This window comes from Mycobacterium sp. B14F4, assembly GCF_039871645.1.
Taxonomy (GTDB): Bacteria; Actinomycetota; Actinomycetes; order Mycobacteriales; family Mycobacteriaceae; genus Mycobacterium.
The window spans coordinates 80,617-93,896 of record NZ_JBDPMF010000001.1 but is presented as its reverse complement, the minus strand read 5'-3'; the positions used below and the strand labels follow the sequence as shown (position 1 = coordinate 93,896).

The following is a 13,280-nucleotide window of genomic DNA, read 5'->3' as shown; positions in this document are numbered from 1 at the left end:
GGACGCGCCAGAAGTAGGGTCAGCTGGCCGACTGGTACTTGTTCATCGCGTCGTCGAGACGCTGCAGCGCCTCGCCGTAGTCACCGAAGTCACCGCTCTGCTGAGCGTCCCGCAGCGCGTCGAGCGCGGTGTTGACCTCCTGCAGCGCAGCGGCTTTGGCACCCGACAGCTGCACGGGGCCACCCGGCGGCACCGCCGCCGGCGTCGGCACCTCCGGGGCCCGGCCCTCCTGGTTGCCCGGCGGCTGCGCCGCAGGCGCCTGCCCGTCGGCGGGTGGCTGCGCAGCGGGTTGCTGACCGCCGGGGCCGGCAATGGGCGCCGGCCCGGTGGCCGTCGCGTCGGCACCGGGCCCGAACAGTTCGGTGAGCGCATCGCGCACCGTCGGACCGTAGCCGACCTTGTCGTTGTACATCATCGCCACGCGGATCAGACGGGGGTACGACGACGCCGCGTCGCTGCTCCCCGGCGAGGCGTACACCGGTGCGACGTAGAGCAATCCGCCCTGCCCCACGGGCAGCGTGAGCAGGTTGCCCCACCGGATGCGGTTCTGGTTGTCCCGGCCGATGACGCCGAGGTCCTGGCTGACCGTGGTGTCGGTACTGATCGCGTTGAACGCCAGCTTCGGGCCGTTGACCTGGCCCGGAATCGTCAACACCGTGAGCTTGCCGTAGGTGTCGGGATCCGAGCTCGCGCTGATGTAGGCGGCCAGGAAGTCGCGGCGGAACCGGTTCATCGCACTGGTCAGCTGGAACGACGGCGAACTGTCGTTGCGGGCAAGGTCTTTGGCGACGATGTAGTACGGCGGCTGGTAGCTGCTGGCGGTCGGGTTCGGGTCCAGCGGCACGTCCCAGAAGTCAGACGTCGAGAAGAACGTCACCGGGTCGTCGACGTGGTACTTGGCCAGCAGCGCGCGCTGCACCTTGAACAGGTCCTCCGGGTAGCGCAGGTGCTGTTGCAGTTCGGGGGTGATCTCGCTCTTCGGCTTCACGGTGTCCGGGAACACCTTCATCCACGCCTGCAGCACCGGGTCCTGCTCGTCCTGGGCGTACAGGGTCACGGTGCCGTCGTAGGCGTCGACCGTCGCCTTGACCGAGTTGCGGATGTAGGACACCTGCTTGTCGGGCTGCAACCGGTTGATCGCCACTTCGTTGGAGTCCGCGGTGGCGCTCGACAGCGTCGTCAGCTCCGAGTACGGATAGTTGTCCAGCGTGGTGTAGCCGTCGACGATCCACACCATCCGCTTGTTCACGATCGCCGGGTAGACGCTGGTGTCGGTGGTCAGCCACGGCGCCGCCGCCTCCACGCGTTTCGAGGGGTCACGGTTGAACAGGATCTTGCTGTTCTCGCCGATCACATTGGAGAACAAGAAGTTTCGCTCCGCGAACTTGGCCGCGAACAACGACCTCGCCAGCCAGTTGCCGACCGGCACACCGCCGCGTCCGGTGTAGGTGTAGTTGCGGGTCTCGGTGTTGGTCTCGTAGTCGTACTCACGCGGGGCGCCGTTCTCGCCGACGATCGCGTAGTCCGCCGGGGTGTCGGCGATGACCGGACCGAAGTAGACGCGCGGCTGGTCCAGCGGCGCGGGTCCCGGTGAGACGACGTTGCCGTTGGCCCCGACGACGCTGGCCAGGAACTCCGGGTAGCCACCGTTCTGGTTCGGGTCGTTGGCCACGCCACGCACGGTGTTGGCCGGCGAGGCGATGAACCCGTTGCCGTGGGTGTAGACGGTGTGCCGGTTGATCCAGTCGCGCTGGTTGTCGATCAACCGGTCCGGGTTGAGCTCGCGTGCGGCCACCACGAAGTCGCGCAGGTTGCCGTCGCGGCCCTGGTAGCGGTCCATGTTGAGGTGGTCGGGGAAGTAGTAGAAGTTCTTGCCCTGCTGGAACTGGGTGAACGCCGGGCTGACGATGGTCGGGTCGAGCAGCCGGATGTTGGACGTGGTCGCCCGGTCGGCCGCCACCTGTTGGGCGGTGGCCGGGGCGTCGCCCGGGTAACTGCGGTAGGACACCACCTCGTCGGTCAGCCCGTAGGCCTGCCTGGTGGCGGCGATACTGCGGCTGATGTATTCGCTTTCCTTCTGCGCCGCATTGGGTTTGACGCTGAACTGTTCGACAACCAGCGGCCAGCCCGCGCCGACCACCAGCGACGACAGCAGCAGCAGCACCACGCCGATGGCCGGAATGCGCAGATCCCTGAGCACGATGGCCGAGAACACCGCGGCCGCGCAGATCACCGCGATGGCCAGCAGGATCAGCTTGGCGGGCAGCACCGCGTTGATGTCGGTGTAGCCGGCCCCGGTGAACGGCTTGCCGCCGCGGGTGTGGCTCAGCAGTTCGTAGCGGTCCAACCAGTAGGCGGCGGCCTTCAGCAGCATCAGGACGCCGACCAGCGAGATCAACTGGATGCGCGCCGAGCGGCTCAGCGCGCCGGTACGGCCGGACAGCCGGATGCCACCGAACACGTAGTGCCCCACCAGGTTTGCCAGGAACGCCAGGAACACCGCGACGAACAGGTAGTTCAACACCATGCGGTAGAACGGCAGGTCGAAGGCGTAGAAGCCGAGGTCCTTGCCGAACTGGGGGTCGGTGATCCCGAAGCTGTTGCCGTGCAGGAAGAGCTGCACCGTTTCCCACTGGCCGACGGCGAACAGCCCGACGAACAGGCCGATGAGGGCGGGCACGCCGAAGCCGATCAGGCGCAGCCGGGTCATCACCGCGGTGCGGTAGCGCGCGACCGGGTCGTTGGGGCCGTTGGTCGGCACGAACACCGGCCGGGTGCGGTAGGCCAGCGCCAGCCCGGCGAACAGGATGGCCCCGATCAGCAGCGCGACCACGAAGAACAGGATGACCTGGGTGAGCAGCACGGTGGTGAACACCGAGCGGTAGCCCAGTTCGCCGAACCACAACCAGTCGACGTAGGTGTCGATCAGCCGCGGCCCGATCAGCAAGAGCAGGACCGCGAGGACCCCCACCCCGATGAGAATCCGGCTACGTCGTGTCAGCTTCGGCATTCGTGCCGCGGGCCGCATACCCACTCGTCGACTCCAGTCTTATTCCCACACGTCGTGACTCGACGTGCCCCAACTCTACGCAACCGCAGGTCGCCGTCGGCCGCCCGATGACTCAGCAATGGGGGCGTTCGCCACCAGCGGAAAGCGTCTTCAGCGCATCCACCGCGGTGGCCAGCGTGTCCACCTTCACCAGTTCCAGGCCGTCCTGCGGTGCGGTCTTGGCTTCCTCGCAGTTGTCGGCCGGCACCAGGAACATACTCGCCCCTGCCTCCCGCGCGGACAGCATCTTGTGGGTGATGCCGCCGATCGAGCCGACCTCGCCGTCGCCGGTGATGGTTCCGCTGCCCGCGACGAACTTGCCGTCGTTGAGATCGCCGGTGGTGAGCTTGTCGACGACGGCGAGGGAGAAGATCAGGCCGGCCGACGGGCCGCCGATGTTGGCGAGGTTGAAGTCCACCGAGAACGGCGCCCACGGCGCGTCGAGCACTCCGATCCCGAGATAGCCCTGATCGCGTTCGGGATGCTTGCCCAACGTGATGGTCGCGACGCCGGGCGGGCCGTCCTTGCGGCGGTAGTCGAGCACCACGGTGTCACCGGGCTTGGTGTCCTTCAGCAGCGCCTGGAACTCGTCGAGCGTGGCCACGGGCTTCCCGTTGACGCCGTCGATGGCGTCGCCCGCCTGCAGCTTGTCCACCGAGGGCCCGTCATCGTTGACGTTCTCCACCGTCACCGCCATCGGGTATTTCAAGTACAGCAGCGCGGCGTACTCGGCGCTGCGTTCGGACTGGCGGAAGTCGGTGGTGTTGGCCTCGTCGACCTGCTCGCGCGTCTTGTCCGGCGGGTACACCAGATCGCGCGGCACCAGCTGCTCGCGGCCCGACAGCCACAGCGTCAACGCCTGACCCAGCGTGATGTCGCTGCGTTGCGACACCGTGGTCATGTTGAGGTGTCCCGAGGTCGGATAGACGTCGGCGCCCTCGATGTCGACGACCTGCTTACCGTCGACCTCGCCAAGCGTGTTGAACGTCGGCCCCGGTCCCAGCGACACATAGGGCACCGTCACCACCGACACCAGCACCCCGAACACCAGGATGGGGACGAGCGCGACGAGCAACGTGAGTATCCGCCTGTTCACGCCGCCCAATGTAAAGGTTGGGGCGCACGTGACCCCCGCCACGATCGTCGTTCGGCGAGATCTGCACAAGGGCTGTCAGACGCGCCGATCAACGACCATGGCGCAGAAATCGGCGCGCCAGGGCACACGATCGGCGACGGGTTCGCTGTCGGCGTGACCTGCCCAGCCGCATCATCGAGCGCAGGTGAGTACGGTTGAGCACATGGCTGACCTGCCTTTCGGCTTCTCCTCCGGGGACGACCCTGAGCGCGACAAGCCCAAGAAGGACCCCGATTCGGGTGCCGGCGCGGATCCCTTCGGATTGGGGCCCGGCGGCTCCGAGTTCGACATGTCGCAGCTCGGGCAGATCTTCAGCCGTCTCGGCGAGATGTTCAGCGGTGCGGGCAACGTGATGGCAGGCGGCACCCAGTCCGGGCCGGTGAACTACGACCTGGCCCGGCAGCTGGCGTCGAGCCAGATCGGGTTCGTCGCACCGGTGCCCGAGAGCACTAGCGCCGCGATCGCCGACGCGGTGCACCTCGCCGAGACCTGGCTCGACGGCGTGACCCCACTGCCCGCGGGCACCAGCAGGGCGGTCGCGTGGACACCCACCGACTGGATCGACAACACGCTCGACACCTGGAAGCGGCTGTGTGATCCGGTGGCCGAACAGATTTCGGCGGTGTGGGCCTCCGCGCTGCCCGAGGAGGCCCGCAGCATGGCCGGGCCGCTGCTGTCGATGATGACCCAGATGGGCGGCATGGCCTTCGGCTCGCAGCTCGGCCAGGCGCTGGGCAAGCTCTCGCGAGAGGTGTTGACCTCCACCGACGTCGGGCTTCCGCTGGGCCCCAAGGGGGTCGCGGCGCTGATGCCGGAGGCCGTCGAGGCCCTGTCCGAGGGGCTCGAGCAGCCGCGCAGCGAGATTCTCACCTTCCTCGCCGCGCGGGAGGCGGCCCACCACCGCCTGTTCAGTCACGTGCCGTGGCTGGCCAGCCAGTTGCTCAACACCGTCGAGGCGTTCGCCCGCGGCATGAAGATCGACATGAGCGGCATCGAGGAGCTGGCCCAAGGCTTCAACCCGGCGGCGCTGGCCGACCCGGCGCAGATGGAGCAACTGCTCAACCAGGGCATCTTCGAACCCAAGGCGACGCCGGAGCAGACGGCTGCGCTGGAGCGGCTGGAGACGCTGCTGGCGCTGATCGAGGGCTGGGTGCAGACCGTCGTCACCGCTGCGCTCGGCGACCGCATCCCGGGCACGTCGGCGCTCTCCGAGACGATGCGCCGGCGGCGCGCCACCGGCGGACCCGCCGAGCAGACCTTCGGCACCCTCGTCGGCCTCGAACTGCGGCCCCGCAAGATGCGCGAGGCCGCGGTGCTCTGGGAGCGGCTGACCGAGGCGGTCGGGGCGGACGCCCGCGACGGCGTGTGGCAGCACCCGGATCTGCTGCCCGGCGCCGAGGACCTCGACGAGCATGCCGGGTTCATCGACCGGATGATCGGCGGTGACACCAGCGGCATCGACAGCGCCATCGCCGACGCCCTGGATCAGGGGCGTGAGCCCGACGACAAGGACGACGGCTCCGCGCTCTGAGCCTGTGGATAACCGGTCGGGGTGAGCCCGCGGCCGTGGCACGCTCGAGCGATGACGCGATACGCGATGAGCGCGGCGACGCCGGTCCTGCTGCGCCCCGACGGCTCGGTTCAGGTGGGCTGGGATCCGCGGCGCGCCGTCGTGATCCGCCCGCCGACCGGCCTGGCGGCCGCAGAGCTGGCCTCGCTGCTGCGCCATCTGCAATCCGGTGCCACGATGGCCGACCTTCACGCCGACGTGCCCGACGTCGACGGGGCCATCGTCGAGACGTTGGTGGCGTCGCTGTTGGCGGCCGGGCTCGTGACGAGTCATCCGCGGCCGGGCGCCAGGACGGCGGCCGTCCGTGTTCACGGCCGCGGGCCGCTGTCGGACCTGCTGGCCGGGGCGTTGCGCTGTTCGGGCACCCGCGTCACGCAGAGCAGCCGCACTCACAGCGGCGTCCCACCGGAGCCGACGGACCTGGTGGTGCTGGCCGACTACCTGGTGGCCGATCCGCGGGTGGTCCGCGATCTGCACGCCGGCGCGGTGGCGCACCTCGCGGTGCGGGTGCGCGACGGCATCGGCCTGGTCGGGCCGTTGGTGATCCCCGGCGTGACGAGCTGCCTGGAGTGCGCCGACCTGCACCGCAGTGACCGCGACGCCGCGTGGCCTGCGGTCGCCGCGCAGTTGCGCCACACCGTCGGCAACGCCGATCGGGCCACGATGCTGGCGACGGCGGCGCTGGCGCTCAGCCAGATCGACCGTGTGGTGCGAGCGGTGCGCGGCGGCGACGACCCGGACCGGGCTGCCGAACCACCGCCGACCCTAGACACCACGCTGGAGTTCGACGTCAACGTGGGATCGGTGGTCGCGCGGCGATGGTCACGGCATCCGCGCTGCCCGTGTTGACATCGGGCGTTGGCAAGTCGTTGCGGAGTGTTCAGCCTCGTCGTGGATGATGGTCTGGTGAGTGAGATCAAGCGGGGCCGGGCCGCGCGCAACGCCAAGCTGGCGAGTCTGCCCGTCGGCATGGCCGGCCGGGCCGCGCTGGGCTTCGGCAAACGGTTGACCGGCAAGTCGAAAGACGAGGTCAACGCCGAGCTGATGGACAAGGCCGCCCAGCAGTTGTTCACCGTGCTCGGCGACCTCAAGGGCGGCGCGATGAAGGTCGGCCAGGCGCTCTCGGTCATGGAGGCCGCGATCCCCGAGCAGTACGGCAAGCCCTATCGCGAGGCGCTGACCAAGCTGCAGCGTGAGGCGCCGCCCCTGCCCGCCGCGCGGGTGCACCGGGTGCTCGACCAGCAACTCGGCACCAAGTGGCGGGAACGGTTCTCCTCGTTCGAGGACACGCCCGTCGCGTCGGCCAGCATCGGCCAGGTGCACAAGGCGGTGTGGGCCGACGGCCGCGAGGTGGCCGTCAAGATCCAGTACCCCGGCGCCGACGAGGCGTTGCGCGCCGACCTCAAGACGATGCAGCGCATGGTCGGTGTCCTCAAGCAGCTTTCCCCCGGCGCGGACGTGGACAGCGTGGTTGACGAGCTGATCGAACGCACCGAGATGGAGCTCGACTACCGACTCGAGGCCGACAACCAACGCGCCTTCGCCAAGGCCTACGAGGGCCACCCGCACTTCACCGTGCCGCACATCGTGGCCAGCGCGCCGAAGGTCGTGATCCAGGAGTGGATCGAGGGCGTGCCGATGTCGGTGATCATCCGCGAAGGCACCCAGCAACAGCGAGACCTGATGGCCACCAGGCTGTTCGAGCTGACCTACGACGCGCCGCGCCGGCTGGAGATGATGCACGGCGACGCGCATCCGGGCAACTTCATGCTGCTGCCCGACGGCAAGATGGGCGTCATCGACTTCGGCGCCGTCGCCCCGCTATCCGGCGGCATCCCGATCGAGATCGGGCTGGCGACGCGGTATGCGCTGCACGACGACTACGACAACCTGCTCACCGCGATGCAGAAGATCGGCTTCGTCCAGAAGGGCGAGCAGGTCTCCAAGCGCGAAATGGACGACATCATGCGGCAATACGTCGAGCCGCTCGAGGTCGAGACCTTCCACTACACCCGTAAGTGGCTGCAGAAGCTGACCGCGTCGAACATGAGGCCGGACCGTGCGGCGGGCCAGATCAAGGCCGCACGGCAGATGGACCTGCCCGCCAAGTTGGCGATCCCGCTGCGGGTCATCGCATCGTGCGTCGCTATCGCCTGCCAGCTCGACGCCCACGTGCCGGCGAAAAAGCTTGCCGTCGAACTGGTTCCGGGGTTCGCCGACGAGGCGGCCTAGGTTTAGGCCGGCAGTCGCTGCGCCGAGAGTCGGAATAATGACGGATCAGCCGCGAATTCCGTCATTGTGCCGACGCTCGGCGGAAAACCCGGCAGCGCTATGCGGCTGCCGGGCTTCCCACGGTGCTCTTGCGCGGCCGGCCTCTCGGCCGCTTGCGGGCGATGACGACACCCCGCTCGAGGATCTCGCCACCCCAGACGCCCCATGGCTCCTGGCGTTCCAGCGCAGCGGCCAGGCACTCGCGACGGATAGGGCAATCCGCGCACAACGCCTTGGCCCGCTCGAGCTCGACGGGGTCCTCGGCGAACCACAGATCCGGATCGGCTCTGTGACACGGCACCGCCAACGTCGTCTTCTCTCGGCATGTCCCGGCTGACATGTCCAGTCCTTTCGCTTCCTTGTCGTATCTGTTGACTTCTGCGGGACCCGGGAATAATCGTCGAGGCTTCGAATGACGAAGGCCACGGATCCGTTTGACTGCGGGTCCGTGGCCTCTTGCGGCGAGATCTGGGCTTACCTAGGTGGTGCCCCGATCGACGGACGGTGCAGTCGCGGCGGTGCGGCGCTTGCGCTGCGGGATGACAGCGGCGGCACCCGCGGCGGCGTGTGCGGGATGCGCGGCGGCGGCGACACGGAGGGTCCACGACATGCCGGCAACACCTACGCCGGTGAACGCGTAATTGCTCGCCATGATGTCGGCACCCTCCTCTCGCACGCTCGAACCCATCGGGTGTGTGATCTTGAGGCTAAGGGTAACAGCTTTGAGGCACAACCAAATTTCTGACCTGCGGTTTTGGCACGATTTTTACGACGGTTGACGGCCTTTGACCATCGCCAGGACGTCGGGGCCGTACTGCTCGAGCTTGCGCGCCCCGATGCCGGGGATCGCGACCAGCGCGGCGTCGTCGCAGGGCAGCGTCTCGGCGATCGCGATCAACGTGTTGTCGGTGAACACCACATAGGCGGGCACGCTCATCTCCTTGGAAGTGCGCAGCCGCCAGTCCTTGAGCTCGGTGAGCAGTTCCTCGTCGATGTCTGACGGGCAACTCTCACAGCGGCGCAACATGATTGCCGGCGGTGTGGTCAGCGCTCCGTTACAGACCCGGCAGCGCGGCGTCGCGCCGCGTGGGCGGCGGGGCTTCGCCGGCGAGGGCGAATCGGCCGACGACTGCGGCGCGATGCCGTTGAGGAATCGTGACGGCTTGCGGCTCTGCCGCCCACCCGGTGTCCGCGACAGTGCCCAGCTCAGCGTCAAATGCACGCGCGCCCTTGTGATTCCGACGTAGAGCAACCGACGTTCCTCCTCGACCGCCTCGCTGTCGGGCCCGTGCGCGAGCGCGTGGGAGATCGGCAGCGTGCCGTCAGCGAGGCCGACCAGGAACACCGCATCCCACTCCAGCCCCTTGGCCGCGTGCAAAGACGCGAGCGTGACACCCTGCACCACGGGCGGATGCCGGGCGTCAGCGCGCTGGCGCAGTTCGGCGAGCAGGGCCCGCAGGTCCAGCGACGGGCGCAGCGCGACCTCCTCGTCGACGAGTTCGGCCAGCGCGGTCAGCGCCTCCCACCGTTCGCGCGCCTTGGTGCCCGCGGGCGCTTCGGCGGTGAGCCCGAGCGGTTCCAGCACCGCGCGCACGGCCTCGGGCAGTTTGTCGGAATCGCGTGCTGCGTCCTTCTCGGAGGCGCGCTGCAGCGCGACCAGCGACTGGCGGATCTCCTGTCGGCTGAAGAACCCCTCACCGCCGCGGACCTGGAACGGGATCCCGGCCTCGGTGAGTGCCTCCTCGTAGACCTCCGACTGGGCGTTGATGCGGTACAGCACCGCGATCTCCGCCGGTTCGGTCCCGGATTCGACGAGTCGCTTGATGCTCTTGGCCACCGCGGCGGCCTCGGCGACCTCGTCGGTGTGCTCGGCGAACGACGGCGCCGGGCCGGGGTCACGCTGGCCGACGAGATGCAGCCTGCTGCCGGCCATCCGGCCTCGCGCGGCGGCGATGACGCGATTGGCCAGCGACACCACCTGCGGGGTCGACCGGTAGTCGCGTTCCAGGCGGACCACCGCGGCATCGGGGAACCGCCGGGAGAAGTCGAGCAGGTAGCGCGGGGTGGCGCCGGTGAAGGAGTAGATGGTCTGGTTGGCGTCGCCGACGACGGTCAGGTCATCGCGGTCGCCGAGCCAGGCGTCGAGCACCCGCTGCTGCAGCGGAGTCACATCCTGGTACTCGTCGACGACGAAGCAGCGGTAGCGGTCGCGGAACTCCTGCGCGACAGCGGCGTCGTTCTCGATCGCCGCGGCGGTGTGCAACAGCAGGTCGTCGAAATCCAGCAGCGTGGTCCCGTCGCGCCCGGCCTTCAGCGACTCGTAGCCGGCGTAGACCGCCGCGACCTTCGCGGCGTCGAACGGGACGTCGCGCCCGGCCTGGCCGACCGCCGCGGGATAGGTCTCCGGGCTGATCAACGACGACTTGGCCCACTCGATCTCGCCCGCGAGATCGCGTACGTCGTCGGTGCTGGTGGACATGCCCACCCGGTTGGCGGCCTGGGCGACCACCGAGAACTTCGTGTCGAGCAGCTGCCATGACGTGCTGCCGACGACCCTCGGCCAGAAGTAAGAAAGCTGGCGGCGCGCCGCGGCGTGGAATGTCATCGCCTGCACCGACGACGTGCCCACCTCCCCGAAAGCAGCGTCCAGCGCGCGCAGCCGCCCGCGCATCTCCCCCGCTGCACGCGAGGTGAACGTCACCGCGAGGACCTGCCCGGGCGCGACATGCCCGGCCGCGACGAGGTGGGCGATGCGCCGGGTGATGGTGCGCGTCTTGCCGGTGCCCGCACCCGCCAGCACACACACCGGGCCACGGGCGGCCAGGACGGCCTCACGCTGTTCGTCGTCGAGGTCCTCGATTCGGTTCGAGCCGGTGCGCGATCCCACCTCTACCGACATGCGGTCCATCTTGGCAGGGCGGGGTGACAAATGGCCGGTAGGCCGCCGGGCATGTTCGGCCGATCGGTTACGTTGATGGCCTTATGAGCGCAGCGCAGACTCCCGTGACGATGTACACCACGACGTGGTGCGGTTACTGCTTCCGCTTGAAGAAGGTGATGCAGATAGAGGGCATCGCGTTCACCGAGGTCGACATCGAGAGGGATCCCGCGGCCGCCGAGTTCGTCGCCTCGGTCAACGGCGGCAACCAGACGGTGCCGACGCTGAAGTTCGCCGACGGGTCGACGTTGACCAACCCGAGTGGCGCCGAGGTCAAGGCGAAACTCGCCGGTTAGTCCAGCGCCGCCCAGGACTCGATGATCTCCCGGGCGATCGAGATCGACCCCGGTAACAGCAGTCGCGACGGTGAGTCGCTGCTCCAGTCCCCGTGGTCGAGCGCGTCGCGGATCTCGGCGCGCGTGAACCAGGCGGCCTCGGCGATCTCGCCGTCGTTGAACGAGAACTCCTGCTCGGGATCGCCGACCGCGTGGAAGCCGACCATCAGCGACCGGGGGAACGGCCACGGCTGGCTGCCCAGGTAGCGCACGTCGGTCACCGTCAGCCCGATCTCCTCGGCGATCTCGCGTACGACGCACGACTCGAAGGACTCCCCGGCCTCGACGAAGCCAGCCAGGATCGAGAACAGCCGCTCGGGCCACACCGTCTGACGGGCCAGCACCGCGCGGTCGTGCCCGTCGTGCACCAGGCAGATCACGGCGGGGTCGATCCGCGGGAACTCCTCGTGGCCGTTGACGGGGTTGATCCGCGACCAGCCACCCTTGATGGACTTGGTCGGTGAGCCGTCGAGTGCACTGAAGCGCGCTCTGTCGTGCCAGTTGAGCAGCGCGGTCGCCGTCGCGACCAATTGCGCGCTGACGTCGTCGAAAACCTGACCCGCGCGCCGCAGGTCGAGCACCTCGGTTTCGGTGTGCGGATCCTCGGGTCCCTCCAGCGCGGAGCGGATGCCCCACACGTGCCTGCCGTCGGGGAGCCTGCCCAGGAACACCGCGTGCTCCGGCGGTTTGTCGCCGAGGGTGGCGGCATTGCCGAGGACCACCTGGCCGCCGGAGATCAGCACCTGGTTGCGGCGGTCGACGCGCAGCACCAGCGCGTCCGGCCAGCCGGCCAGCGCCGCGTCGACGTCAGTGCGCAGCGTGTCGGCCCGGTCCGCGCCGACGCGGGACAGCAGCGGGACGTTGCGGAGTTCGAACCCGATGGCCCTCATCGCTCGGCGTCCGCGCTGCGGATGTAGAGCAGCCGGTCGCCGGACTCCAGGGAATCGACTTGAGCGTCGTCGACGCGCAGCAGTTGGCCGCTGCGCACCACCCCCAACACGATGTCGGACAGATGCCTCGGTGACCCGCCCGTCTCTTTCGGGGTGACCTCACGTTCGGCGATCGCGAAGCCGGCATCCGGGGTCAGCAGGTCCTCCATCATCTCGACGACGCTGGGCGTCTGCACGGCGATGCCCAGCAGCCTGCCCGCCGTCTCGGAGGTCACCACCGTCGAGTCCGCCCCCGACTGCTGCAGCAGATGCTGGTTCTCGGCTTCCCGGACGGCGGCGATGATTTTGGCCTTCGGGGCGAGTTCGCGGGCGGTCAGCGTCACCAGGACGGCGGTGTCGTCGCGGTTGGCCGCGACGATGATCGCCTTCGCGTGCTGGGCACTGGCCAGCCGCAGGACCTCCGAATCCGTCGCGCTGCCGCGAACGGTCACCAGGCCTGCGCTCTTGGCCCGTTCCAGGGCGGCCGGGTTCTCGTCCACCACGACGATGTCGGCCGGCGCGATCTCGTCGCCGACCATGGCGGCCACCGCGGTCCGGCCCTTGGTGCCGTAACCGATTACCACGGTGTGGTTGCGCACTTTGTTCCTCCACTGCTGAATCTTGAACGCCTGCCGCGACTCGGTGGTCAGGGTCTCGACCGTCGTACCGATGAGGACGATCAGAAACGCGACCCGGAGCGGGGTGATCACGACGATATTGACGAAGCGAGCGCCATCGGTGATCGGGGCGATGTCGCCATAGCCGGTCGTCGACAGCGACACGGTCGCGTAATAGAAGCAGTCCAGCAGGGACAGACCGTTTTCCTGGGTGTCCGAATAGCCGTCGCGATCGATGTAGACGATCAACACCACGGCGCACAGCACCGCGAGGGCGATGACGATGCGCTTGGTGATCCGGAGCCAGGGGCTGGGCACGTCTTGGGGGATCGTCACCCGGTCCACGATCGAGTGAACGGGCTGTTCGGCGAGCGGCTGGTTGATTCGGCCCAGCCGACGCCGAAGGCTTCCCCTAGCCACGAGGGTCCGTCACCGC

At 68.5% G+C, this 13,280-nt stretch carries 11 protein-coding genes; 4 read left to right on the top strand and 7 right to left on the bottom strand.

The genetic code is table 11. From position 1 onward, the window contains the following. Positions 1–19: 19 nt before the first annotated feature. Both ABGB19_RS00430 and ABGB19_RS00425 read right to left on the bottom strand, forming a co-directional pair. Positions 20–3,034 (bottom strand): UPF0182 family protein, encoded by a 3,015-nt coding sequence (locus ABGB19_RS00430; RefSeq protein ID WP_347682872.1) that lies wholly within the window; start codon positions 3,032–3,034, stop codon positions 20–22. 88 nt (positions 3,035–3,122) lie between these two features. Further along, positions 3,123–4,145: a PDZ domain-containing protein gene (locus tag ABGB19_RS00425; RefSeq protein ID WP_347682870.1), complete on the bottom strand. Its 1,023-nt coding sequence runs from the start codon at positions 4,143–4,145 to the stop codon at positions 3,123–3,125. 184 nt (positions 4,146–4,329) lie between these two features. Here ABGB19_RS00425 and ABGB19_RS00420 point away from each other — a divergent pair, with 184 nt between their 5' ends. From ABGB19_RS00420 to ABGB19_RS00410, 3 genes are read left to right on the top strand one after another with little or no spacing between them, the layout of a single operon-like run. Next, positions 4,330–5,715, top strand: a complete 1,386-nt coding sequence (locus tag ABGB19_RS00420; RefSeq protein WP_347682868.1) for a zinc-dependent metalloprotease — start codon at positions 4,330–4,332, stop codon at positions 5,713–5,715. Positions 5,716–5,766: 51 nt separating this feature from the next. Continuing rightward, positions 5,767–6,603: a cyclodehydratase gene (locus ABGB19_RS00415; RefSeq protein WP_347682866.1), complete on the top strand. Its 837-nt coding sequence runs from the start codon at positions 5,767–5,769 to the stop codon at positions 6,601–6,603. Between the two features lie 42 nt (positions 6,604–6,645). Further along, positions 6,646–7,986: an AarF/UbiB family protein gene (locus ABGB19_RS00410; protein ID WP_347682864.1), complete on the top strand. Its 1,341-nt coding sequence runs from the start codon at positions 6,646–6,648 to the stop codon at positions 7,984–7,986. Positions 7,987–8,083: 97 nt separating this feature from the next. Here the strand turns inward: ABGB19_RS00410 and ABGB19_RS00405 are convergent, their stop codons facing one another. The 3 genes from ABGB19_RS00405 to ABGB19_RS00395 all read right to left on the bottom strand — a co-directional run bounded on the left by ABGB19_RS00405 (position 8,084) and on the right by ABGB19_RS00395 (position 10,924). Continuing rightward, on the bottom strand, positions 8,084–8,365 hold the full coding sequence (locus ABGB19_RS00405; RefSeq protein ID WP_347682862.1) for a WhiB family transcriptional regulator: 282 nt from the start codon (positions 8,363–8,365) through the stop codon (positions 8,084–8,086). Positions 8,366–8,503: 138 nt separating this feature from the next. Continuing rightward, positions 8,504–8,701, bottom strand: a complete 198-nt coding sequence (locus ABGB19_RS00400) for a hypothetical protein (protein ID WP_347682860.1) — start codon at positions 8,699–8,701, stop codon at positions 8,504–8,506. Between the two features lie 90 nt (positions 8,702–8,791). Beyond that, positions 8,792–10,924 carry an ATP-dependent DNA helicase UvrD2 gene (locus tag ABGB19_RS00395; protein ID WP_347682858.1) on the bottom strand — a complete coding sequence of 711 codons (2,133 nt, stop codon included), beginning with the start codon at positions 10,922–10,924 and terminating at the stop codon, positions 8,792–8,794. 83 nt (positions 10,925–11,007) lie between these two features. On the opposite strand from ABGB19_RS00395, the gene ABGB19_RS00390 reads away from it, so the two are divergent. Next, the gene (locus ABGB19_RS00390; protein WP_347682856.1) at positions 11,008–11,259 is read left to right on the top strand and encodes a mycoredoxin; all 252 of its coding nucleotides are present in this window, start codon (positions 11,008–11,010) and stop codon (positions 11,257–11,259) included. Here the strand turns inward: ABGB19_RS00390 and nudC are convergent. Both nudC and ABGB19_RS00380 read right to left on the bottom strand, forming a co-directional pair. Then, a complete protein-coding gene (gene nudC / locus ABGB19_RS00385) occupies positions 11,256–12,188 on the bottom strand; it encodes an NAD(+) diphosphatase (RefSeq protein ID WP_347682854.1) in 933 nt (310 codons plus the stop codon). The two genes, ABGB19_RS00390 and nudC, sit on opposite strands and share 4 nt — an antisense overlap. Beyond that, the gene (locus tag ABGB19_RS00380) at positions 12,185–13,264 is read right to left on the bottom strand and encodes a potassium channel family protein (protein WP_347682852.1); all 1,080 of its coding nucleotides are present in this window, start codon (positions 13,262–13,264) and stop codon (positions 12,185–12,187) included. Before ABGB19_RS00380 ends, nudC begins: the two co-directional genes overlap by 4 nt. Between the last annotated feature and the right edge of the window lie 16 nt (positions 13,265–13,280).

Bases quoted from the DNA above. Each gene is read 5' to 3' on its own strand.
- ABGB19_RS00415 (WP_347682866.1), top strand. From the start codon at position 5,767: ATGACGCGATACGCGATGAGCGCGGCGACGCCGGTCCTGCTGCGCCCC.
- ABGB19_RS00405 (WP_347682862.1), bottom strand. From the start codon at position 8,365: ATGTCAGCCGGGACATGCCGAGAGAAGACGACGTTGGCGGTGCCGTGT.
- ABGB19_RS00395 (WP_347682858.1), bottom strand. From the start codon at position 10,924: ATGTCGGTAGAGGTGGGATCGCGCACCGGCTCGAACCGAATCGAGGAC.
- ABGB19_RS00390 (WP_347682856.1), top strand. From the start codon at position 11,008: ATGAGCGCAGCGCAGACTCCCGTGACGATGTACACCACGACGTGGTGC.
- nudC (WP_347682854.1), bottom strand. From the start codon at position 12,188: ATGAGGGCCATCGGGTTCGAACTCCGCAACGTCCCGCTGCTGTCCCGC.